The sequence below is a fragment of the Streptomyces sp. PsTaAH-124 genome, from assembly GCF_000373685.1.
Classification (GTDB): domain Bacteria; phylum Actinomycetota; class Actinomycetes; order Streptomycetales; family Streptomycetaceae; genus Streptomyces; species Streptomyces andamanensis.
The window spans coordinates 144,796-167,278 of record NZ_KB892169.1 but is presented as its reverse complement, the minus strand read 5'-3'; the positions used below and the strand labels follow the sequence as shown (position 1 = coordinate 167,278).

Annotated in this window: 18 protein-coding genes; 6 read left to right on the top strand and 12 right to left on the bottom strand. The window is 74.8% G+C overall.

The features are described from left to right. Positions 1-30: 30 nt before the first annotated feature. From B086_RS0116205 to rsmH, 4 genes are all read right to left on the bottom strand, one after another. Positions 31-1,551, bottom strand: coding sequence for a UDP-N-acetylmuramoyl-L-alanyl-D-glutamate--2,6-diaminopimelate ligase (locus tag B086_RS0116205; protein WP_018567471.1), 1,521 nt, complete (start codon positions 1,549-1,551; stop codon positions 31-33). A gap of 274 nt (positions 1,552-1,825) precedes the next feature. Beyond that, positions 1,826-3,793: a peptidoglycan D,D-transpeptidase FtsI family protein gene (locus tag B086_RS0116200; RefSeq protein WP_018567470.1), complete on the bottom strand. Its 1,968-nt coding sequence runs from the start codon at positions 3,791-3,793 to the stop codon at positions 1,826-1,828. Between the two features lie 5 nt (positions 3,794-3,798). Then, positions 3,799-4,383: a septum formation initiator family protein gene (locus tag B086_RS43635; protein ID WP_018567469.1), complete on the bottom strand. Its 585-nt coding sequence runs from the start codon at positions 4,381-4,383 to the stop codon at positions 3,799-3,801. Between the two features lie 13 nt (positions 4,384-4,396). Further along, positions 4,397-5,353, bottom strand: coding sequence for a 16S rRNA (cytosine(1402)-N(4))-methyltransferase RsmH (gene rsmH, locus B086_RS0116190; RefSeq protein WP_026252486.1), 957 nt, complete (start codon positions 5,351-5,353; stop codon positions 4,397-4,399). A 421-nt stretch (positions 5,354-5,774) separates the two neighbouring features. On the opposite strand from rsmH, the gene B086_RS0116185 reads away from it, so the two are divergent. The 4 genes from B086_RS0116185 (at position 5,775) to B086_RS0116170 (ending at position 11,904) form a co-directional block, all read left to right on the top strand. Further along, a complete protein-coding gene (locus B086_RS0116185) occupies positions 5,775-6,320 on the top strand; it encodes a beta-class carbonic anhydrase (RefSeq protein WP_018567467.1) in 546 nt (181 codons plus the stop codon). 332 nt (positions 6,321-6,652) lie between these two features. Then, positions 6,653-7,726 carry an AAA family ATPase gene (locus B086_RS0116180; protein ID WP_381743733.1) on the top strand — a complete coding sequence of 358 codons (1,074 nt, stop codon included), beginning with the start codon at positions 6,653-6,655 and terminating at the stop codon, positions 7,724-7,726. Further along, positions 7,726-9,174 carry a DUF58 domain-containing protein gene (locus B086_RS0116175; protein WP_018567465.1) on the top strand — a complete coding sequence of 483 codons (1,449 nt, stop codon included), beginning with the start codon at positions 7,726-7,728 and terminating at the stop codon, positions 9,172-9,174. The genes B086_RS0116180 and B086_RS0116175 overlap by 1 nt, the downstream gene beginning before the upstream one ends. A gap of 336 nt (positions 9,175-9,510) precedes the next feature. Continuing rightward, positions 9,511-11,904 carry a transglutaminase TgpA family protein gene (locus B086_RS0116170; protein ID WP_026252485.1) on the top strand — a complete coding sequence of 798 codons (2,394 nt, stop codon included), beginning with the start codon at positions 9,511-9,513 and terminating at the stop codon, positions 11,902-11,904. Positions 11,905-12,264: 360 nt separating this feature from the next. On the opposite strand, the gene B086_RS0116165 is transcribed toward B086_RS0116170, so the two are convergent. The 3 genes from B086_RS0116165 to B086_RS0116155 all read right to left on the bottom strand — a co-directional run bounded on the left by B086_RS0116165 (position 12,265) and on the right by B086_RS0116155 (position 14,510). Next, positions 12,265-12,654 (bottom strand): DUF3040 domain-containing protein, encoded by a 390-nt coding sequence (locus B086_RS0116165; RefSeq protein ID WP_018567463.1) that lies wholly within the window; start codon positions 12,652-12,654, stop codon positions 12,265-12,267. Positions 12,655-12,929: 275 nt separating this feature from the next. Further along, positions 12,930-13,715: a methyltransferase gene (locus B086_RS0116160; RefSeq protein ID WP_018567462.1), complete on the bottom strand. Its 786-nt coding sequence runs from the start codon at positions 13,713-13,715 to the stop codon at positions 12,930-12,932. A gap of 174 nt (positions 13,716-13,889) precedes the next feature. Then, positions 13,890-14,510: an SAV_6107 family HEPN domain-containing protein gene (locus tag B086_RS0116155; protein ID WP_018567461.1), complete on the bottom strand. Its 621-nt coding sequence runs from the start codon at positions 14,508-14,510 to the stop codon at positions 13,890-13,892. Between the two features lie 209 nt (positions 14,511-14,719). Between B086_RS0116155 and B086_RS0116150 the strand changes: the two genes are divergently transcribed. Then, the gene (locus B086_RS0116150; protein WP_018567460.1) at positions 14,720-15,349 is read left to right on the top strand and encodes a TetR/AcrR family transcriptional regulator; all 630 of its coding nucleotides are present in this window, start codon (positions 14,720-14,722) and stop codon (positions 15,347-15,349) included. 439 nt (positions 15,350-15,788) lie between these two features. Beyond that, positions 15,789-17,306 carry a phytoene desaturase family protein gene (locus B086_RS0116145; RefSeq protein WP_026252484.1) on the top strand — a complete coding sequence of 506 codons (1,518 nt, stop codon included), beginning with the start codon at positions 15,789-15,791 and terminating at the stop codon, positions 17,304-17,306. A 118-nt stretch (positions 17,307-17,424) separates the two neighbouring features. Here the strand turns inward: B086_RS0116145 and B086_RS0116140 are convergent, their stop codons facing one another. The 5 genes from B086_RS0116140 to B086_RS0116120 all read right to left on the bottom strand — a co-directional run bounded on the left by B086_RS0116140 (position 17,425) and on the right by B086_RS0116120 (position 22,396). Beyond that, positions 17,425-18,468, bottom strand: a complete 1,044-nt coding sequence (locus B086_RS0116140) for a hypothetical protein (RefSeq protein WP_018567458.1) — start codon at positions 18,466-18,468, stop codon at positions 17,425-17,427. Positions 18,469-18,524: 56 nt separating this feature from the next. After that, entirely contained in the window at positions 18,525-19,448 is a 924-nt protein-coding gene (metF, locus tag B086_RS0116135; protein ID WP_018567457.1) for a methylenetetrahydrofolate reductase [NAD(P)H], read from the bottom strand. 157 nt (positions 19,449-19,605) lie between these two features. Beyond that, positions 19,606-20,265 carry a thiamine phosphate synthase gene (gene thiE / locus B086_RS0116130; protein ID WP_018567456.1) on the bottom strand — a complete coding sequence of 220 codons (660 nt, stop codon included), beginning with the start codon at positions 20,263-20,265 and terminating at the stop codon, positions 19,606-19,608. A gap of 231 nt (positions 20,266-20,496) precedes the next feature. Next, positions 20,497-20,862 carry an Rv2175c family DNA-binding protein gene (locus tag B086_RS0116125; RefSeq protein WP_018567455.1) on the bottom strand — a complete coding sequence of 122 codons (366 nt, stop codon included), beginning with the start codon at positions 20,860-20,862 and terminating at the stop codon, positions 20,497-20,499. 265 nt (positions 20,863-21,127) lie between these two features. Next, complete coding sequence (locus B086_RS0116120; RefSeq protein WP_018567454.1) at positions 21,128-22,396, bottom strand: FAD-dependent oxidoreductase; 1,269 nt, start codon at positions 22,394-22,396, stop codon at positions 21,128-21,130. Positions 22,397-22,483 lie beyond the last annotated feature (87 nt).

The following is a 22,483-nucleotide window of genomic DNA, read 5'->3' as shown; positions in this document are numbered from 1 at the left end:
GTACGGGGCCGCCCCTGGTCTCACGGACGGTCATCCCTGGGTGGTGCGGACGGCTTCGCGCAGGACCTCTCGATCGTCGAAGGGGCGGATCACACCGGCGATGTCCTGGCCCTGCTCGTGGCCCTTGCCCGCGACCAGGACGGTGTCCCCGGGCCGGGCCCGGCCCACGGCGGCGGCGATGGCGGCGGCCCGCTCCTCGAACAGGAGCACCTCGCCGCGCTCGTGCGCGGGCACCGAGGCGGCGCCCTGGAGCATGGTGGCCAGGATCGCGAGCGGGTCCTCGGAGCGGGGGTTGTCGGAGGTCAGCACGGCGGTGTCGGCGAGCCGGGCCACCGCGGCGCCCATCGGGGCGCGCTTGGTGGTGTCGCGGTCGCCGCCGCAGCCCAGCACCACGTGCAGATGGCCCTTGGTGACCTTGCGCAGGGCCTTGAGCACCGACTCGACGGCGTCCGTCTTGTGCGCGTAGTCGACGACCGCGAGGTAGGGCTGTCCGGCGTCCACCCGCTCCAGGCGGCCCGGCACGCCCGGGACGGCGGCCACGCCGTCGGCGGCGGTCTGCGGGTCGAGTCCGGCGGCGGCCAGCGCGACGATCGCGGCGAGGGTGTTGGCGACGTTGAACGGGCCCGCGATCGGGGACCTGGCGGCGATCCGCTGCCCCTCGGGGCCGATCACCGTGAACGTCGAGTCGAGCGGGCCGACCTGGACGTCCTCGGCGCGCCAGTCGGCGTCCGGGTGGCCCTCGGCGGAGAAGGTGACGACCGGGACGGTGGCCTCCCGGGCGAGCCGGCGGCCGTACTCGTCGTCGTGGTTGACCACGCCGAGCCTGCTGCGCTTTGGGGTGAACAGCTGCGCCTTGGCCTGGAAGTAGTCCTCCATGCCGGAGTGGAACTCCATGTGCTCCGGGCTGAGGTTGGTGAAGACGGCGATGTCGAAGACGCAGCCGTCGACCCGGCCGAGCACCAGCGCGTGGCTGGAGACCTCCATGGCGACCGCCTCGACGCCGCGTTCGCGCATCACGGCGAACAGGGCCTGGAGGTCGGTGGCCTCGGGCGTGGTGCGCTCGGACTTGATGCGCTCCTCGCCGATGCGCATCTCCACCGTGCCGATCAGACCGGTGGACCGCGCGGTCTTCAGGCCGCCCTCGACGAGGTAGGCGGTGGTGGTCTTGCCGGAGGTACCGGTGATGCCGATCTGGAGCAGGTCGCGGCCGGGCCCGCCGTAGATGGCCGCCGCCAGCTCGCCCATCCGCGCGCGCGGGTCCTCGACGGCCACCACGGGCAGTCCGGTCGCGGCGGCGCGGGCGGCGCCCGCCGGGTCGGTGAGCACGGCGACCGCGCCGAGGCTCGCCGCCTGGGTGACGAAGTCGGCGCCGTGCGCGCGGGCTCCGGGCAGGGCGGCGTACAGGTCGCCGGGGCGCACGGCACGTGAGTCGTGGGTGATGCCCGTGACCTCGGCGCTGCGGTCCGGTCGCGCGGTACCCAGCTGATCGGCCAGCTCCGCGAGGGGGATGGCGGTGACCTGAACCGGTCGCGGCGGTCCCGGGTACGTCACGGAAGCGCCCTTCTGGGTGGTTTGGGACTGATCAGGGTGTGACACGGCGGTGAGCGTACCGGGCTCACCGGCCTGCGGGCGAAGCGAGGCCGCGGGCGGCCGGCGGTTCCCGGGGTCGGGGGTGATCGTTGTCACGGGCTGGTTCCTGGTGGTTCTGGTCCGGTGGTACGGGTTCCGGCGGGTGCTGCGTGCCGGTCGGGGGCCGCTGGGGCGCTCGGGTACGGGCTCGGGAGGGGCTGGGGGGGCGCTGGGCCGAAAGGGTCTGCCCGGCGGGTCAGGGCTTGTAGTCGACGGGCAGGTTCGCGGTCTGCGCGCCCGTCGGCGGCACCTGGAGGGTCTTCAGCGCGAACGTCATGACCTGCTTGTAGATCGGGCCGCAGATCTGGCCGCCGTAGTAGTTGCCCTTGGTGGCGTTCTGGATCGCGCAGTAGACGGTGATGCGGGGGTTGTCGGCCGGGGCGAACCCGGCGAAGGACGAGGTGTAGCCGCGGTATCTGCCGGTGGCCGGATCCACACGGTTGGCCGTACCGGTCTTGCCCGCGACGCGATAGCCGGGGATGCGGGCCTTGAGGCCGGTGCCCTGCTCGTCGTCGACCACGGACTCCAGCATCTGGGAGAGTTCCTTGGCCGTCTCGGCGCTCACGACCCGCTGCTTCGCGGGCTCGGCCGCCGGGGCGAAGCGGCCGTCGGGTCCCTTGGTGCCGCGCACCAGGCTCGGCTGGATCCTGACCCCGCCGTTGGCGATCGTCGAGTAGATGGACGCCGCCTGGAGCGCGTTGAGGGAGAAGCCCTGGCCGAACGGGACCGTGTACTGCTGCGAAGTGGACCACTTCTCGGGCGGCGCCAGGATGCCCTTGGTCTCGCCGGGGAAGTGGATGCCGGTGTAGCCGCCGATGCCGAACTTGCGCAGATACGAGTAGAGGACCTTGTTGGCCTCCGGCTGGGTCTTGCCGAGCCGTCCGGTGGCCAGGATCGTGCCGATGTTGCTGGACCGGGCGAGCACGCCGTTGAGCGTGAGATACCAGGTCTCGTGGTCGACGTCGTCCTGGAAGAGCCGGTCGCCGCGGTGCAGCCGGTTGGGTACGACCACATGGGTGCCCGGGGTGGCCACGCCCTCCTCCAGCACGGCGGCCATCGACATGAGCTTGGCGGTGGAGCCGGGCTCGAAGGCGTCCTGGACGGCGGCGTTGCCGAGCGCCGCCGGGTCGGCGTGGGCCAGGTCGCCCGGGTCGAAGCCCGGGGAGTTCGCCATGGCGAGGATCTCGCCGGTCCGGGTGTCCTGCACGATCACATAGCCGCGGTCCGCCCGGGAGTCGCGCACCTGCTGGGTGATGGCGTTCTGCGCGGCCCACTGGATGTCGCGGTCGATGGTCAGCTCGACGTCGGTGCCCGGGACGGCCGGGGTGCCGGTGGAGCCCGCGGTGGGCACCTCGCGGCCGCCCGACTGGGTGTAGCGGATCTTGCCGGGCTTGCCGGCCAGCTGCTTGTCGAGCTGCTGCTCGATGCCGCCGCCGCCCTTGCCCTCGGCGTTGACCCAGCCCAGCAGCGCGGCGGCCAGGTCGCCGCCCGGGTAGACGCGCTTGGTGCTGGGCTCGGAGAAGACACCGGCCAGGACGTTGGCGGCGGTCTTGTCCGTGCGCGCCTTCTGGGCGAGCGCGGCCTTCAGGTCCTTGATCTGCGTCCAGACCTGCGGGGTCTGGCGGCGGGCCAGCAGCACGTAGCGGGTGTTCGCCGTGCGGAGCTTCTTCGCCAGCTGGGCCTGGTCCTGGCCGATGATCGGGGCGAGCAGCGCGGCGGCCTGTTCGGGGCCGTCGCCGACCTTGAGGCTCTCGCGCGTGAACATCGTCGGGTCGGCCGTGATGTCGTTCGCGTCCACGCTGGTGGCCAGGGAGACGCCGTTGCGGTCGGTGATGCCGCCGCGCTCGGCGGCGATGGTGTGCACCACGTAGCGGTTGGCCTCGGCCTTGGCAGCGTAGGCACCGGCGTCGACGGCCTGCACCTGGAGCAGCCGGACCACGAAGACGAGCATCACCAGGGTCAGCGCGAGGGCGACCATGCGCAGCCTGGGCCGGGGGCTGCCCAGGCGCAGGACGCGCACCGGCGGGGGCCGCCAGGTGGAGTTCGGGCGGCGGGCCGGACGGGCGCCGGGGCCGGGCCGCTGCCTGCCGCCGCCGGGGCGGGCCTGCCTGGCGGGCCTGGCGGGTCCGGGCACGCGGCGGCGCGGCGGTTCCCTGTCGGTCACTTCCGTCACCTGCCGGGGGTCGGGGTCGTGGCGGGCTGGGGGCCGGTCGCGTCGGCCTGGCCCGCGGGCGCGGCGGTGTCGCTCCCGGGGGTCGCGGCGGGCGCGCTCTGCCCGGTGTCCGGGGCGGTGCCGTCGGCGGCGGGCGCGGGGGCCGTGGGCAGCGTGCCGCCCGTCAGGCTCTCGGGCGGCCGTACGGACACCGGGAGGTCGTACGCGGCGGACTGCTCGGCGGCGGCGGAGGGCACGCCCTTGACGGTGCCGTCGGGGTTCAGGAAGGCGGGATCACCGCCGGGCACCATGCCCAGTTGCCGCGCGCGGCGCTGGAGGGCGTCGGGGGCGGAGTAGGAGTCGATGTCCCGCTGGAGGGCCTGCTCCTCGTCCGTGAGGTTCTTGGTGTCCTTCTTCAGGTCGTCCATCTGGAAGGCGCCTTCGCTGAGCGCGGAGTTCAGCACCAGCAGTCCGATGAGGCCGCCGCCCAGGAGCAGCACGACGAGCAGGACGAAGGGGGCGCGGGCGGCCTGGGGCCCCTTTCCCGGCAGGAGCCGCGCCAGCCGGGCGGCACGCCCCCGCGGCTCGGGTTTGCTGCTCACTGGTCCCCCTGGCTCACTCGGCGTCCTCCCTGATGCGCTCGGCCCCGCGCAGCCTGGCCGGTGCCGCCCGCCGGTTCTCGGCGATCTCTTCCTCGGTGGGAAGTTCGGCACCGCGGGTGAGCAGCTTGAGCCGGGGCTGGTAACGCTCGGGGACGACCGGGAGCCCGGGGGGCGCGGTCGTGGCGGCTCCGGCCGCGAACACCTGCTTGACCAGGCGGTCTTCGAGCGACTGGTACGACAGTACGGCGATCCTTCCGCCGACGTCGAGGGCCTTCACCGCGGCCGGGATCGCCCGCTCCAGCACGGCGAGTTCGCCGTTGACCTCGATGCGCAGCGCCTGGAAGGTGCGCTTGGCGGGGTTGCCGCCGGTGCGCTTGGCGGCCTGGGGCAGCGCGTCGCGGATCAGCTCCACCAGGCGGGCGCTGCGGGTGAACGGCTCCTTCTGCCGCTCGCGCACCACGGCGGCCACGATCCGCTTGGCCTGCTTCTCCTCGCCGTAGGCCCGCAGGATGCGCACCAGTTCGCCGGGCGGGTAGGTGTTCAGCACCTCGGCGGCGCCGATGCCGGCCGACTGGTCCATGCGCATGTCCAGGGGCGCGTCCTGGGCGTAGGCGAAGCCGCGGTCGGCCTCGTCGAGCTGCATGGAGGAGACCCCGAGGTCGAACAGGACGCCCCGCACGCGCGGCAGGCCGAGCCGGTCGAGCACCTCGGGCAGTTCGTCGTAGACGGCGTGCACCAGGGTGGCGCGGTCGCCGAAGGGGGCGAGGCGTTCGCCGGACAGGCGCAGCGCCTCCTTGTCGCGGTCCAGGGCGACGAGGCGGGCCTCGGGGAAGCGGGTGAGCAGCGCCTCGCTGTGTCCGCCGAGCCCGAGGGTGCAGTCGACGACCACCGCTCCCGGCCGCTCCAGGGCGGGTGCCAGCAGATCCAGGCACCGCTGGAGCATCACGGGGACGTGTCGGCTGTCGCTCAAGGGGCCCTCTCAGGTCCGGCGGGCCCGCACGCACCGCCGGGTCCCCGGCCGCTCGCGGGACGAGGGGGCCCTGCCGGCGCCGGAAGCGTCAGCCGACCGGGAGCGGGAGGAGGCCGAGCCGTACGTACGCGCCGCGCACGTGGGGAGACCGTCGGGCGCGAGCCGTGGTCTCCGGGGAAATGCCGTGCAGCAGGGAGGGCTGCGCCTCCCGCTTCGCGTCACTTTAGTCCACCGTGTCGCCCGGTCAATCAACCGGCCTGCGCGTCGCCCGCCGGAGTGCCGGGACACGGCGCGGGCCGCCGGTTCACCCGTCCGGACGCGGATACCCTGTGTGTGGGTTCTCTCACAACAAGCCACTGTGATGTTCTTTGTCGGCTCCCACGACGAGACCGCGGCGCGCACGCCCAGTAACGTCATGAGTATGACGACTTCCGCATCAGTTCCCGCCGGTCCCGAGGACGCCATAACGGACCGTTCCGTCATCGACCGGCTCGTCACGGCCAACGGGACCTACGCCGACGCGTTCACCGACCCGGGCATGGACGCCCGGCCGGTCCTCCAGGTCGCCGTCGTGGCCTGTATGGACGCCCGTCTCGACCTGCACGCCGCGCTCGGTCTGCGCCTCGGCGACTGCCACACGCTGCGCAACGCGGGCGGCGTGGTCACCGACGACGTGATCCGCTCGCTCGCCATCAGCCAGCGCGCGCTCGGCACCCGCCGGGTGGTGCTCATCCACCACACCAACTGCGGCATGCAGACCATCACCGAGGACTTCCGCCACGACCTGGAGATGGAGGTCGGACAGCGCCCCTCCTGGGCGGTGGAGGCCTTCAAGGACGCCGACCAGGACGTGCGGCAGTCGATGCAGCGGGTGCGCACCTCGCCGTTCCTGCCGCACACCGACGACGTGCGCGGCTTCGTGTTCGACGTCCGCACGGGCCGGCTGCGCGAGATCGACCCGGAGTGATCCCGGGCCCCGCCCCGGCGTGCCGGGGCGGGGCCGCGGCGACATACGGGCGGGACGGCGGTGACACGTGGGCGGTGCCGCGGCGCCATGTGGGCGGGTTGCGCGTCGTCCACGGTGAAAAGTCGTGAAACCCGAATATCGCGGCCAGTTGTCCACAGGCGAGTGACACGAATCGGTAACGGCGGCAAGAATGCGGGGTGTGACATCACGCGGGACCTTCCGGGTGATGTCGTGTTCGGGGTGGGCCCGGTCCGCGCAGCGGGGCGTCGGCCCGGAAATCTGGGGAATCCCCCCGCCCGGCGACGGGCGTGGGGACGGGCCGAGGAGGGCCGGTGACGACCTATGACGATCGAGCGAGCCATGGGGGTGCCCCCGCGCGAGCGCGGTCGGGCGTGGGGGGTGATCTGACCGCCACCGTGGAGCGGGTCCGCGGTTCGGTGGAAGGAGTGATCGAGGGCAAGCCCGAGGTCGTACGGCTCTCGCTGACCGTTCTGCTCGCCGAGGGACACCTCCTCATCGAGGACGTCCCCGGCGTGGGCAAGACGATGCTCGCCAAGGCACTGGCGCGCTCCATCGACTGCTCGGTGCGGCGCATCCAGTTCACGCCCGACCTGCTGCCGTCGGACATCACCGGTGTGTCCATCTGGGACCAGCAGCGCCGGGACTTCGAGTTCAAGCCGGGCGCCATCTTCGCGCAGATCGTGATCGGCGACGAGATCAACCGCGCCTCCCCCAAGACCCAGTCGGCGCTGCTGGAGTCCATGGAGGAGCGCCAGGTCACCATCGACGGGCAGACCTACGAACTGCCCGCCCCCTTCATGGTGGTGGCCACGCAGAACCCGGTCGAGATGGAGGGCACCTACCCGCTGCCCGAGGCGCAGCGCGACCGCTTCATGGCCCGGGTGTCCATCGGCTACCCCAGCCCGGAGGCCGAGTTGCAGATGCTGGACGTGCACGGCGGCGTCAGCCCCCTGGACGACCTGCAACCGGTGGCGCACGCGCACGACATCGTGAAGCTCATCGACGCGGTCCGCGCGGTGCACGTCGCCAAGGCCGTGCAGCGGTACGCGGTCGACCTGGTCGCCGCCACCCGCACCCACCCCGACCTCAGACTCGGCGCCTCCCCGCGCGCGACGCTGCATCTGCTGCGCGCGGCGAAGGCGTCGGCCGCGCTGAGCGGCCGGGAGTACGCGCTGCCCGACGACGTGCAGGCACTCGCCGTCGCGGTACTGGCCCACCGGCTGCTGCCCACCGCGCAGGCGCAGCTCAACCGGCGGACGGCGGAGCAGGTCGTCGACGAGATCGTGCAGCGCACCCCGGTGCCCGCGGCGGCCCAGGCGGGCGGCGGTCTCGGGATGGGCAACACCGCACCGGAGTTCGGCCGGCAGCAGCCGCGGAGGCTGTGATGACCGGCCCGGGGCCCGCGCGCGCGGAGGACGAGCAGGGCGGCCGGGGCGGCGTCCGTACCGCGCTCTCGGGTCTCACCACCCGCGGCCGGTCCTTCCTGGCCGCCGGGATCGCGGCGGCCGTGTGCGCGTACATCCTCGGGCAGGGCGAACTGCTGCGGGTCGGGCTGCTGCTGGCCGTGCTGCCCCTGGTCTGCGCGGCCGTGCTCCACCGCACCCGCCACCGGGTCGCGGGCAGCCGCCGCCTCAGCCCCGGGCGGGTGCCCGCGGGCGCCGAGGCCCGCGTCCATCTGCGGATGGACAACGTCTCCCGGCTCCCCACGGGCCTGCTGATGCTCCAGGACCGGGTGCCCTACGTCCTCGGGCCCCGGCCGCGCTTCGTCCTGGACCGGATGGAGCCGGGCGGGCGCCGCGAGGTGTCCTACCGGGTCCGCTCCGACCTGCGCGGGCGCTATCCGCTCGGCCCGCTGCAACTGCGGCTGACCGACCCGTTCGGGATGTGCGAGCTGACCCGCTCCTTCTCGGCGTACGACACGCTCACGGTCGTCCCGCGCGTGGAGCCGCTGCCGCCGGTGCGGCTGAGCGGCGAGGCCAAGGGGTACGGCGACGGGCGGCAGCGTTCGCTGGCGCTGGCCGGCGAGGACGACGTGATCCCGCGCGGCTACCGCCACGGCGACGATCTGCGCCGGGTGCACTGGCGCTCCACCGCGCGCTACGGCGAGCTGATGGTGCGCCGCGAGGAGCAGCCGCAGCGGGCCCGCTGCACGGTGCTGCTGGACACCCGCGCCGTCGCCTATCGGGGCGCGGGCCCCGACGCGGCCTTCGAGTGGGCGGTCTCCGGTGCCGCCTCCGTCCTGGTGCACATGCTGGAGCGCGGCTTCTCGGTGCGGCTGCTGACCGACACCGGCGATTCGGTGCCGGGCGAGGGCTCGGAGGGCTTCGCGGGGTCCGGCCAGGACTCGGCGGACGCGGCCGGGCTGCTCATGGACACCCTCGCCGTGATCGACCATTCGGACGGAGCGGGTCTGTCCCGCGCCTACGACGTGCTGCGCGGCGGCAACGAGGGCCTGCTCGTGGCCTTCCTCGGCGATCTCGACGAGGCGCAGACCACGATGGCCGCGAAGATGCGGCAGCGCAGCGGGGGCGCGGTCGCCTTCGTCCTGGACAGCGAGGACTGGAGCCGTGACCCGGCGGGCGCGCCCGCGGCGGGCGACGCGGCCGGTGAGCGGCTGCGGATGCTCCATGACACGGGCTGGACGGCCGTGCGCGTGTCCCGGGGCATGTCCCTGGACGAGGCATGGCGCCGGGCGGACCACGAGCGCTCCGCCTCAGGCCCGGCCGGCGGCTCCCACTTCGCCACGTCGACGGCGGCGAGCCAGGCGGGGCCGGGCCCGGGTGGACCGGTGGCGGCGCGCCGCGCGGGCGCGGGCGGGGAGGGGTCGTGGTGAAGGGCAGAGCAGCGGGCCGGGCACCGCGGCGGCCGGGCGGAGCACCGCCGCGTACCTGGCCGGGGGCCGCCGGGCGGCCAGGGCCCGCGCCGGGAGCAGGAAGGCGGCCCGGGGCGGTCGGCGGGGCGGTCGGCGAGACCGGGGCAGCGGGCGGGGAACCGGCCGCCGCGTCGGGCGCAGAAGCCGGGTGCAGAGGTGGGCGCGGCCTCCGGCGGCGAGCACGGGCCGGGTCCGGGCGCGTCGGAGTGTCACGGCGGACCGGGCCGGGGCGCGGGCGAGCGGGGACAGGGGCATGAGCGGCGTGGCCCGGCCGGTGGGCCGGCGGGAGGGGCGGGGATGAGCGGGCGGACGCGGTTGGCGCTGTGCGCGGCGGTGGCCACGCTGATGGCGGCGTGCGCGTTGCTGCCGCTGGTCTCCCCCGCCACCTGGATCCTCCAGGCGACGCTGATGCTCGCGGTGCAGTCGGGCGTCGGCGTGGCGGCCCGCCGGGTGCCGCTGGCGCGCCCGCTGACCGTGGCGGCGCAGGCCCTGGCCGCCCTGCTGCTGCTCACCCTCCTCTTCGCCCGGCAGCAGGCGATCGCCGGGCTGATCCCCGGGCCGGACGCCTTCCGGCGGCTGGCCGCACTGCTCCAGCAGGGCGGTGACGACGTCGGGCGCTACGCGATCCCGGCGCCGCTGTCCGACGGCATCCGGCTGATGCTCATCGGCGGTGTGCTGATGATCGGGCTGATCGTGGACACCCTCGCGGTGACCCTGCGCAGCGCGGCCCCCGCCGGGCTCCCGCTGCTCGCGCTGTACTCCGTGGCCGCCGGGCTGTCCGACGGCGGCTCGGCCTGGCTGTGGTTCCTCCTGGCGGCGGCCGGCTACCTCATGCTGCTGCTGGTCGAGGGCCGGGACCGGCTCGCGCAGTGGGGGCGGGTGTTCGGCGGGGCGGCGCGGGCGCCGGGCGGCGGATCCGGCGGAGCGGTGGCCCCGATCCGCACCGGACGCCGGATCGGCGCGGTCGCGCTGGGCGTCGCCCTGGTGGTGCCGCTCGCCCTGCCCGGGATGCGCGGCGGCCTGCTGGACGGCGACGGCGGCGTGGGCTCGGGCATCGGGGGCGGCGGGACCATCTCGGCGGTGAACCCGCTGGTGTCCCTGCGCGACAGCCTGAACGTCGACGAGAACCGCACGGTCCTCAGCCTGCGCACCAACTCCCCGAACGCCTCCGACCTGTATCTGCGCATCGTCTCCCTGGACGACTTCGACGGCACCACCTGGAAGCCGTCCCAGCGGCACATCGTCGGCGTGCCCGACCCGTTCCCCACCCCGTCCGGCCTGGACGGCGGCGTCCGGCGCACCGAGATCACCACCTCCATCGCCGCCGCCGACTGGTACGCGCAGGACTGGCTGCCGATGCCGTACCCGCCGAGCGGTGTGCGGGTCGACGGCAGCTGGCGCTACGAACCCGTGGGCATGACCCTGGTCGGCGACCACGGGCAGAACACCCGCGGTCTGTCGTACCAGGTCAAGAGCCTGGAGGTGCAGCCGACGGCGGAGCAGCTCGCCACCGCCGGGCAGCCTCCCGCGGCCCTGGAGCGCGAGTACACCAAGGTGCCCGACAGCCTGCCGGGTGTCGTGGCGAGCACCGCGCGCCGGGTCACGTCGGGAGCGGCGAACCACTACGAGCAGGCGGTGAAGCTCCAGAACTGGTTCTCCTTCGAAGGCGGCTTCCAGTACGACACGCAGGTCGAGGTGGGCGCGGGCTCGCAGGGGATCACACGGTTCCTCAGGGACAAGCGGGGCTTCTGCGTCCACTTCTCGTTCACCATGGCGGCGATGGCCCGTACGCTCGGCATCCCCGCGCGGGTGGCGGTGGGTTTCGCCCCGGGCGCCCCGCAGGGCGACGGCAGTGTCCAGGTGGGGCTCAAGGACGCGCACGCGTGGCCCGAGCTGTACTTCCAGGGAGTCGGCTGGACCCGCTTCGAGCCCACGCCGACCCGGGGCACGGTCCCGCAGTACACCACCTCGGACCCCTCGAACTCGACGCTGCCGAACCCGGCGCAGCCGTCCCAGGGGGCCAGCTCGCAGCCGTCCGCCGCACCGTCCGCGAGCACCGGCTGCACCCCGCAGATGAAGCGGCTCCAGGAGTGCCCGAGCCCGTCCGCGCAGGCGGCGCTGCCCGTCGGGGACAGTGGCACGCCGTGGGGGGCGATCACGGGCTGGGCGCTGGGCGGCCTCGCCGTGCTCGTCCTGCTGCTGTCACCGCTGCTGTGGCGGAAGCGGAGAAGAGCCGTCCGGCTGGGGGCGCACGGCCGTGGCCCGGCGGACGCGCTCCCGCACCGACTGGCCGTCTGGCAGGAACTGACCGATACGGCCTGGGACTTCGGGATCTTCCCGGACGAGTCGCAGACACCGCGCAGGACGGCGGAGCGGATCGTCCGGGTGGGACGGCTCGACCCGGTGGCCGCGGCCTCGGCCCACCGGCTGGCCGACGCCCTGGAGCAGGTGCTCTACGCGCCGAGCCCGAGCCCGATGCCGGGGCTCGCCGACGACGTCCGCCGGGTCGTCGCGGGGCTGCGCGGCACGGCCTCGCGCGGCGCCCGGCTGCGCGCCGCCCTCGCCCCGCGCTCGACCGCGCGTCTGTCCTGGGCCCTCTCCGCCCGCTCGGCCGCCCTCCGTGCCCGCGCCGCGGCCCTCCGCCCGGCCCTGCGCCGCTCCTCGCGCCAGCCCTCGCGCCAGCAGGGCTGACCGCCCGGCGCGAGGCGGTCGCCCGGATACTCCGGGTGACCGCCGGGGGGCTCGGACCAGCCGGGGCCGCACTGGGCCGCGTCGCGTCGTGACGGACCGGCGCGTGTCATGACCGACCGAGGCGCGTCCTGCCGGACCGGATCGCGTCCTGCCGGATCGCCTACCGCTCGGCTGCTTCCTCCTCGGCCGACAAGCCGCCGTGGGCGGGACGGACGGGGCCGCCGGGCGGCTGAGCGCCGGGTGCGGGCGGGCCGACGGGTCGGCGGGCCGCGGAGGTGGGGCAGGCATGGGCAAGGGGCCGACCACGAGTCGTGGTCGGCCCCTCACACAAGCCGTTCGTGACGTGCCGCTCGGGCGGGGCTATCGTCCCTGCTCGTCGCGGCGGCGCTGCCAGCGCTGTTCGATGCGGTCCATCATGGAGCGCTTCGGGCGGGCCTGACGGCCCGGGTGCGGGCCGGCGGCGGGCCGCTCGCCCGGCTTGGGAGCCTTGCGCCAGCCGGTCACGGCCAGCAGCGCGCATCCCAGCATCACCAGGAAGCCCACCACACTCACCCAGGGATACTGGGCGATCACACCTGCCATGAGGAGCGCGATACCTACGAGGAAGCCCGCGACCGCCTGGTAGACCCGCCGCCGGGTGTACGTACGCAGCCCGCTTCCCTCGAGCGCCGACGCGAACTTGGGATCTTCGGCGTACAGCGCTCGCTCCATCTGCTCGAGCATGCGCTGCTCGTGCTCCGAGAGCGGCACGGAGTCCTCCTCATCGTGCAGTCGCCGGGGCGACCCGGGGGGTCCCTTCAGGATAGGCAGGGAATCGCCCCCGTGAAACCCGCCCCTCTACGCCAATTGGCCAACCGGATCACCATGACGGAACCCGGCTCGCTGAGGCTTCATTCCCCGGCGACCGGCCCGTCATGCCGGGCGGCCTCCCTCGATCATACGGCGCCACGACCTGGATCGGGGGGCCTGTGGCACACTCCATGCCCGGTCGGACCGCCGGGCGGCGGCCCGTCGCACCAGGCCGGTCAGGCCCCGGACGCACCCCGGGTCTCGCCGAGGACATGGAGCTGGGTGGCCACGGAGTGGAACGCCGGCAGTTCGGCCGCCGCCGCCTCCAGCTGGAGCAGGGCGTCCAGCGCCCCCGGCTCGGTGTCCACCAGTACGCCCGGCACCAGGTCGGCGAAGACCCGTACGCCGTGCACCGCGCCGATCGCCAGGCCCGCCTCCTCGACGAAGCCGGTGAGCTGCTCGGCGGTGAAGCGGCGCGGCACCGGGTCGCCCTCGCCCCAGCGTCCCTCCGGGTCGCCCAGCGCCTGCCGGGCCTCCGTGAAGTGGCCGGCCAGGGCACGGGCGAGCACCGCACCGCCGAGTCCGGCGGCGAGCAGGCTGAGCACGCCCTCGGCGCGCAGCGCCGCGACCGCGTTGCGGACACCGGCGGCCGGGTCGTCGACGTACTCCAGGACGCCGTGGCAGAGCACCGCGTCGTAGCCGCCGCGCTCGACCACGTCGAAGAGGCCGTGCACATCGCCCTGCACGCCGTGCACCCGGTCGGCCACACCGGCCTCGCCGGCGCGGCGCTCCAGCGCGAAGAGCGCGTTGGGGCTGGGGTCGACGACGGTGACACGGTGGCCGAGGCGGGCCACGGGCACGGCGAAATTGCCGCTGCCGCCGCCGGTGTCGAGGACGTCCAGCGACTCCCGGCCCGTGGCCTTGGCCAGCCGGTCGAGGGCGTCCCGCAGGACGTCCCAGACCACGGCCGTGCGAAGCGAGGCGCGGGATCGGGCGACGGGTGGGCGCATCGGGTCCGACACGGCAGTTGACTCCTCGCGGCGGCACCGCCTCGGGTACGGCGGAGCGATCGGGCTGCCTCCCCGGCCCGCGACACGGGAGGTGGGAAGGCTTCAGGCGTCTCCACCCTATTGCCTCCGCCGCCCGGTCCGCCCGTCGCCTCGGCGCCGCCTTCCGCCGCCCCGGACCCGTGCGGGTCAGCCCGCGTCCGGTATGCCGTCGGCCGGTGGTCGCGCGACCCGCGCGCCGCCGGTCCGCGGACCTCTCGCCTGCTCAAAGCCCGCGGTGCGCGGGTCGGCCGCCGGGTCCCCCGGCCGGGGCGCCGGCAGGACCGGCTGGAGGACCAGCATCCGCTCGACGAGGCGCAGGAACATCGCCACGTCCCGCATCAGGTCGTCGGCGTCCCGGTGGCCCGCCGCGCCCCGCACCCCGGCCTCGGCCAGCGCGCGGCGGCGGGCGCCCGAGGCGAACAGGGCGCTCCACTCGGTCAGTTCGGGTGCGATCTCGGGGAGCACCTCCCAGGCGCTGCGGATCCGGGCCCGCCGCCGGGAGCCGGTCTCCGGGCGGGCCCGCGCGGCGAGCACGGCGGCGGCGGTGCGCAGGGCGGCGAGGTGGGCGGTGGCGTAGCGCTCGTTCGGTGTGGGGAGGACGGCCGCCTCTTCGAGGCCGGACCGGGCCTGGGCGAGCAGGTCGAGGGCGGCGGGCGGGGCCGTGGCCCGGCGGAGCACGGGGTGCACGTCGCTCGCCGGGCCGGTCAGTGAGGGGGCAGGGCCGGTGGCGCGGCGCCGGTGGGCGGCGGCCGCGGAGGGTTTGGCCATGACGAACCTCCTGTCGTCTGGGTGACGGCACGGGTGCCGTATGTGCCCATCGTGCGGTATGCCACTGACAATCCGTTCTGACCTGGTCTTTTGCCTCGCTCGTACGTGCGGGCCCGGCGGCGGCGCGGGGCCGTCCGGCGCGTGGCGGTCCGGGGCCGCGGCCGGTGGCGGCGCTCGGCGGGCGGTCCGTTCCTGTGACAATCAGGGCCATGGAAAGCAGCAGCGCCACGCCGGGCGGCCGTACCCGCCGCGAGGCCACCCGGCAGAAGCTCTACGAGGCAGCCGTCACGCTCATCGCCGAGCAGGGCTTCTCCGCGACCACGGTGGACGAGATCGCCGAGCGGGCCGGGGTCGCCAAGGGCACCGTCTACTACAACTTCGCCAGCAAGTCCGTCCTCTTCGAGGAGTTGCTGCGGCACGGCGTGGGCCTGCTCACCGCCTCCCTGCGGGAGGCGGCCGAGCACGCGGCGCGCGAGGGCGGCGGCCGGGTCGACGCCCTGGACGCGATGATCCGCGCCGGGCTGGTCTTCATCGACCGCTATCCCGCCTTCACCCAGCTGTACGTGGCCGAGCTGTGGCGCACCAACCGGGCCTGGCAGTCCACGCTCATGGTGGTCAGGAAGCAGGCGGTCGCGGTCGTCGAGGACGTGCTGCGCGACGGCATGGCGAGCGGCGAGTTCTGCACGGAGATCGATGTGCCGCTGACCGCCGCCGCACTGGTGGGGATGGTGCTGGTGGCCGCCCTGGACTGGAAGGCGTTCCAGCCGGAGCGCTCCCTGGACGACGTCCACGCCGCGCTGTCGCGGCTGCTCCAGGGCCGGGTGAGCGGCTCCCGCTGAGAGCACGCGCGGGGAGAGGCGCCGGTGCGCCGTGGCCGCGTCCCCCGCGGGCCACCACGCACCGGCGCCTCCCGGTGTTCCCCCGTGTTCCCCCGTACCTCGCTGCTCCCCCGTCGGACCCCGTTCGGTCGTTCCGGGCTCCCCCGTGCCTCGCTCCCGCCGACCTGGGCCGGCGGAAGGAGCGGTCCAGGGCAGCGCCGTTCCGCCGCCCCGTGTCGGCGGTACCGGCGCTGTGCCCCTTCCCGTGCCTCCACTCTTCCGTCCGCGCGGGCCGTGTCCCATCCGCGCACGTACTCATCTCGCCGTCTAGGTACACGTACTCAGCCCTCCGTACCCGTCCCCGGGCACCCGGCCCGGACGAGCCCGCGCGCCGCCGCGAAGGCGCCGGCCGCCGCACCCGGAACAGGGATTGTCGGTGGTGGTCGATAAAGTCGCGGGCATGGCACGGATTGCGGTGATCGGCGCCGGGATGGGCGCGATGGCGGCGGCTGCCCGGCTGGCCGTCGCGGGCCACCGGGTGACGGTGTACGAGCGGACCCAGACGTACGGCGGAGCGGTGCGCCGCTTCGAGCGGGACGGCTTCGCCTTCGACACCGGTCCCGCCCTGCTCCCGCTGCCCGCGGTCTACCGCGACCTGTTCGTGAAGACCGGCAAGGAGCCCCTGGAGGACCGGGTCGAGCTGGTCCAGGTCGACCCCGCGGCGCGGCATGTCTTCGCGGACGGCACCGAGTGCGCCCTGCCGAACGCCTCCCGCGCGGGCGTCGTCGCCGCCCTGGACGACGCGCTCGGCGCGGGCGCCGGGCAGCGCTGGGGCGACTTCCTGGTGCGGGCGCGCGAGGCGTGGGACCGCACCCGCCGCCCCCTGCTGGAGGAGCCGCTGTGGCCCGACTGGCGGGTGCTGGCCGAGCGCGAGCCCTATCCGGCGGTCCCGCACAAGCGCCTGCTGCGCACCCGCCGGGCCGCCACACTCGCCGAGATCGGCGCCTGGGAGCTGCGTGATCCGCGTCTGGCCGCGCTCCTGGACAGCCACGCGCTCGCGTACGGACTCGATCCCCGGACCGCCCCGGCGAGCGCCGCCGTGCTGCCGTACATGGAGCACGCCTTCGGCGTCTGGTACGTGCGCGGCGGGCTGCGGGAGCTGGCGCGCGCGGTGTACGAGCGGTGCACGGCCCGCCGGGTCGGGTTCGTCTTCGGCACCGAGGTCGCGCGGGTCGTCGAGAAGGACGGCCGGGTGGCCGGGGTGGAGTTCGCGGACGGGGGCGGCGCCGAGGCGGAGTTCGTGGTCACCGCGGCGGCCCCCGGGACGCCGGGCGGCCCCGGCACGGCGCCGAACGGTGCGGGCGCGGTAGCGCCGCAGCGGGGGCTGCCGAGCCGGCTGACCGTGCTGCTGGCGCTGCGCGGCGCCCGCCCGGAGGGGACCGCCCACCGGACCGTGGTGCACGCGCCCGACCCCGCGCAGGAGTTCGAGGCACTGTTCGGCTCGGACGGTGCGGGCGGTGCGGGGCTGCCCGCGCGGCCCACGGTCGTCGTGACGCGCCCCGGCGATCCCGCGCTGGTCCCGGACCCGGAGCACGAGGCGGTCACGCTCACGGCCACGGTCCCGGCCCGGGGTTCGGCGGCCGCCGGGCAGCGTGACCTGGCCGCGCACGCCGACCGGATGATCACCGCCGCCGCCCGAGCCGTGCCCGGACTGCGCGACCGGCTGCTGTGGCACGAGGTCCGCACCCCCGCCGACATCGCGCGGGAGACGGGCGCGCCGGGCGGTTCGGTGCCCGCACCGGCGCTGGCCGCGGGCCGGGGGCGGCTGCTGCACCCGGCGAACTCCACCGGCACCGAGGGCCTGTTCGCCGTGGGCGGCTGGGCGCATCCCGGCGGCGGGCTGGCGCACGCCGGGATGTCGGGCGCGCTGGTGGCCGGACTCGTCGTGGAGGGCCCGGACTTCCGCGGCTCGCAGTGAGCCGGGGGCGCGGCCAGTACTGAGGTCGGCTCAGGGGCAGGGCAGCGAGGCCGCCGGAGCGCCGGTGGGGCCGTCCGAGGGCCGAGGAAGCTGCCCGGGGGCGGCCGGTGAGGCTGCTTCAGAAACGGTACTGCTCGTCGTAGCCCGCGCCGTGCGGCGCCTGGCCCTGACCCTGGCCGTGTCCCTGACCCTGGCCGTGCCCTTGGCCGTGGGTGCCGTCGCCCTGCCCGTCGCCCTGGTACGGGTACGGCTGCTGCTCCGGCGGGAGTTGGCCGCCGTAGGGGTCGTCGCTGCGCTGCTGCGGGACCCACACGCCGCCCGCCGGGGTCTCGCCGCCGTAGCCGCCGCCCGGACCGCCCGCGGCGTACTGGTCCTGGCCGCCGTAGCCCTGCCGCCCGTAGTCACCGGGGTAGCCGGTGCCGGTGCCGCCGTCGTAGGTCTGGGTGCCGATGTACGGGTCCGAGTAGGCGGCGTACTGCTGCTGGCCCGTGCCGTCGTAGGCGTACCCCTGCTGCTGGTACCCGGAGTAGTCGTAGCCGTAGCCCTGGTCGGGGGCCTGGGCGGTGGCGGCGTACGGGTCCTGGGCCGGGCCGCCGGTGGCGGGGGCGGTGCCGCCGTAGACGCCGTAGGAGCCGGTGTCGTCGGGCAGCGGCTGCGGGGCGTAGACGGCGGTGGACTCGGCAGCCGTGGGCTCCAGCGGGCGGGCCGGGGTGAAGACGTCGTCGGGATCGTCGTCGTGCCCATAGGCGGAACCGTCGGGTCCGGGCCCGTCGTGCACGGAGGCCGGGTCATCGGCGCCGAACGCCTCACCGGGTCCGTCGACGGCGGCCTCCGGACCGGAGTTCTCCGGGGCCGCGTCCTTGCGGCCGCCCCTGCCCCGGCGGCGCTTGGTGCCCTCCGCGCCGCCGGGCTGCCGCACCGCCCAGCCCGCGACGAAGCCGCGGCGGAAGGACAGCGTCACATAGGTCTGCCCGGTCGCGAAGGCGATCGCCCCCAGGGCGATGACCAGGACGGACGGCATGAGCACACCGAGCACCACGCAGAGGAAGCCGCCGAAGGCGAGCAGCCGCCAGCGCAGCCGCGCCTTGTACTGCAACAGCACTTCGCCGAGCAGCCACAGTGCGACGCCGCCGAACGCGATGTAGAGGACCGCCCAGCCCATGTACGCCCCTCTCCCAGTGGCCGTTCCGCAGTGTGTCGCACACGGATGCGACCGGTCTAGGCCCGCGGTGAGCGGTGCGGGCCCAGATTCTCGTGGATCTCCAGCGTCGCCGTGGAGTTGTTGAGCGTGATGAAGTGCAGTCCGGGCACTCCTTCGGCCAGCAGCCGCGCGCAGAACTCCGTGGCGAACTCGATGCCAATGGAGCGTACAGCGGCCGGATCGTCCTGCGCCGCGAGGATGCGCTCTTTCAGGGCGCCGGGGAAGACGGCGTTGGTGAGCGACGGGATCCGCGCGAGCGTCTTCACACTGGCGATGGGCATGATCTCGGGGATGATCGGGGTCTCGCAGCCGGCCGCCGCGACCCGGTCGCGCAGCCGCAGATAGTCCTCCGGGTCGAAGAACATCTGGGTGACGGCGTAGTCGGCGCCGGCCCGGCACTTGTCGACGAAGTGGCGGACGTCGGTGTCCCGGTCGGCGGAGCGCGGGTGCATCGCGGGGAAGGCCGCGACACCGACGCAGAAGTCACCGGAGGTCTTGATCAGCTCGACGAGTTCGGCGGCGTAGCGCAGACCGCGGGGGTGGGGCACCCACTCGCCCATCGGGTCGCCGGGCGGGTCGCCGCGCAGGGCCAGCATGTTGCGGATCCCGGCGTCGGCGTACTGCCCGATGATGTTGCGCAGGTCGGCCACGGAGTGGTCGACGGCGGTGAGGTGGGCGATCGGGGTGAGCGTGGTGTCCGAGGCGATGGCCTCGGTCGCCTTGACCGTGCCCGCGCGGGTGGAGCCGCCCGCGCCGTAGGTCACCGAGACGAAGTCGGGCGCCACGGCCTCGACCCGGCGCAGCGCGTTCCACAGGTTCCGCTCGCCCTTCGGGGTTTTCGGGGCGTAGAACTCGAAGGAGTACGTCGTCTTACCGGTCGCGAGCATGTCGCGGACCGTGCGGGCGTGGTCCGACCTGGTGGATGCGGTGCCGAGGGCCATACCCGCAGGTTAGCCAGGGTGCGGCGGCCACCCAACCGAACGATGGCTTTTTGCCCGATTTGCCGAATTGTTGTCCACTCCTTGGACACTTTCTGTCCACGGACGCGCCGGGCCGGTCCGCGGCGGGGCTGAGACCGCGGCCGGGGCAGGGCCGGGGTCAGACCGTCTCGCGCAGCCGCTTCGCGAACTCCGCCGCCGCGGCGCCGGGGTCAGCGGCCGCGGTGATCGCCCGGACCACGACGACACGCCGGGCGCCCGCCTCCAGCACCTGGTCCAGATTGCCCAGGTCGATGCCGCCGATGGCGAACCAGGGGCGGTCGGTGCCCAGGGAGGCGGTGTACCGGACCAGGTCGAGGCCGGGCGCGTGGCGGCCGGGCTTGGTGGGGGTGGGCCAGCAGGGGCCGGTGCAGAAGTAGTCCACGCCGTCCTGGACGGCGGCAGCGGCGGCCTCGGACTCGGCGTGCGTGGAGCGGCCGATCAGGATGTCGTCGCCGAGGACGGCGCGGGCCGCCGGGACCGGCAGGTCGCCCTGGCCCAGGTGCAGCACGTCGGCGCGGGCCGCGTGGGCGACGTCCGCGCGGTCGTTGACCGCGAGCAGTCTGCCGTGGCGGGCGCAGGCGTCGGCGAACACCTCCAGGTGCTCCAGCTCCTCCCCGGCCTCCATGCCCTTGTCGCGCAGCTGCACGATGTCGACCCCGCCCGCGAGGACCGCGTCCAGGAACTCGGGCAGGTCGCCCCGGTCCCTGCGGGCGTCCGTGCACAGATACAGGCGCGCGTCGGCCAGACGGGCGCGGGCGGCGGCTGCGGTGTCGGACATGCGTGGAGTCCCCCTGCGATCGGATCAGTCGTGCGTGGTCGTGCGTGTCGTGCGTGCTGCGGGGCTGCGGGGCTGCGGGGCGTGCGTACCGCGCGTAGTTCCTACGCCGTATGCGTACGTGTGCGTGCATGGTGGCGTTCCGGTCGCCGTGCGGGCCGGAGGCGAGGCGTGGGGCGCGCGCGGCGCGCACGCCCCGCACGGCTCGGTGGGCCGGTCGTCCCGGCCGCGGACTCAGACGGCCAGCGCCTGGGCGCGGCGCTTCACCTCCGTGCCACGGTTCTCGCTGAGGGCCTGCGCGGGGGTGCCGGGCAGGCTGGGGTCGGGAGTGAAGAGCCACTCGATCATCTCTTCGGCCGTGAAGCCGTCGTCCCGCAGCAGGGTCAGGGTCCCGGTCAGGCCCTTGACGACCTTGTCCCCGTCGATGAAGGCGGCGGGGACGTGCAGCGCGCGGTTCTCACCCCGGCGTACGGCGATGAGCTGGCCCTCCTTCACCAGCTGCCGCACACGCGTCACCTCGACGCCGAGCATCTCGGCGATATCGGGGAGGGTGAGCCAGGCGGGGACGAGCCCATCGGTCTTCGCGTCAATCTCGGTCACGGAACCAAGCGTGCCATCTGCCACTGACACGCGGAAGCCGACCCCGTCCACCCGGGCGGCGCGGCGGCGCCGCGCCCCGGGACCTCTCCTAGGGCCTGTCGTCAAATTCCCGCCTGCCCCGCGACGCCATGCACGCACTCTCGCCGCACCGGGACCCGACCCGAGTACGTCCAGTACGCAGGCCAGGACCCGGCACGCCGAGAGCACGCACCTGACGCCGCGAAGCCCGCCCTCCGGGCGGACGACGGGAATTTGACGACAGGCCCTAGGCGACGGCCGTCTTCAGCGGCCGCGCCGGGTCCGCCAGCAGCTCGGGGTCCATCGGCGCGCCCCCCTCGATCAGCCGTCTGCCCTGGGCGAGATCCCGCGGCCGGCCGACCGCCAACAGGGCGACCAGCCGCCCCTGGCGCAGCCAGCAGACCGTCCACGCCGGGCCGGACGGCTCGCCGCGCCAGACCATGGCGTCGGCCGCCGTGTGGTGCCCGGCGTACTGCACGAACCGGCCGAACTGCTCGGACCAGAAGTACGGCACCGGGTCGTAGGCCGCGGGGGTCAGGCCGATCACGTCGGCGGCGACGGTGCGCGGCCCCTGGAGCGCGTTGTCCCAGTGGTGGACCAGCAGGCGTTCGCCGTAGCGGCGCGAGGGGAAGGAGGCGCAGTCGCCGACCGCGTACACGTCCGGCGCGCCGGTGCGCAGACGGTCGTCGGCGAGCACTTCGCCCCACTCGCCCAGGGCGATGCCGGAACCGGCCAGCCAGCCGGTGGCGGGGCGGGCGCCGATACCGACGACCACGGCGCCCGCGGGCAGCCGCTCGCCGTCGTCGAGGACGACCGCGCCGGGCTCGACGGCCGCCACGCGCGCGTGGGTGCGCAGTACGGCGCCGCTGTCGGCGTACCAGGCGGTCATCGGCGCGGCCACCTCGGCGGGCAGGACGCCCGCCAGCGGCCGGCCCGCGGCCTCCACGACCGTCACGGCGCAGCCCGCCTCGCGCGCGGCGGTGGCGAACTCGGCGCCGATCCAGCCGGCGCCGACCACCACGACGTCCCGCTGCCCGGCGAGGACCGGGCGCAGCCGTTCGGCGTCGTCCAGGGTGCGCAGCAGGTGCACACCGGGGACGTCCTCGGTGCCGGGCAGCCGCACCGGTTCGGCGCCGGTGGCCAGGACGAGCACGTCGTACGGGACGGGCCCCTCGGAGGTGTCGAGCACATGGGCGTCGGTGCGTACGGCCAGGGCCGCGCAGCCCAGGCGCAGCTCGACGCCGAGGGCCTCGAAGTCGACGTCGAAGGCGGAGCCCTCGGCCTTGCCGAGCAGGACGGCCTTGGACAGCGGCGGCCGGTCGTAGGGCTGGTGGGGTTCGGCGCCGATCAGGGTGACCGTGCCGGTGAAGCCCTGTTCGCGCAGGGCGACCGCGGTCTGCACGCCGGCCATGCCCGCGCCGACGACGACCACGCGCCGCGGCTGCGGCGCGCCCTGCCGGGTCCGCCCGTGCTCCTGCTCCTGCGCCTGTCCCGGTTCCGGTGTCTGCTCGCTCACCCGATCACCATAGTCACCTGACAAGGCGTCAGGCAGGGGGCCGGTCCGGGCGCGGGTGCCGGTCCGGTCCGGGCCCCGGTCCGCGGG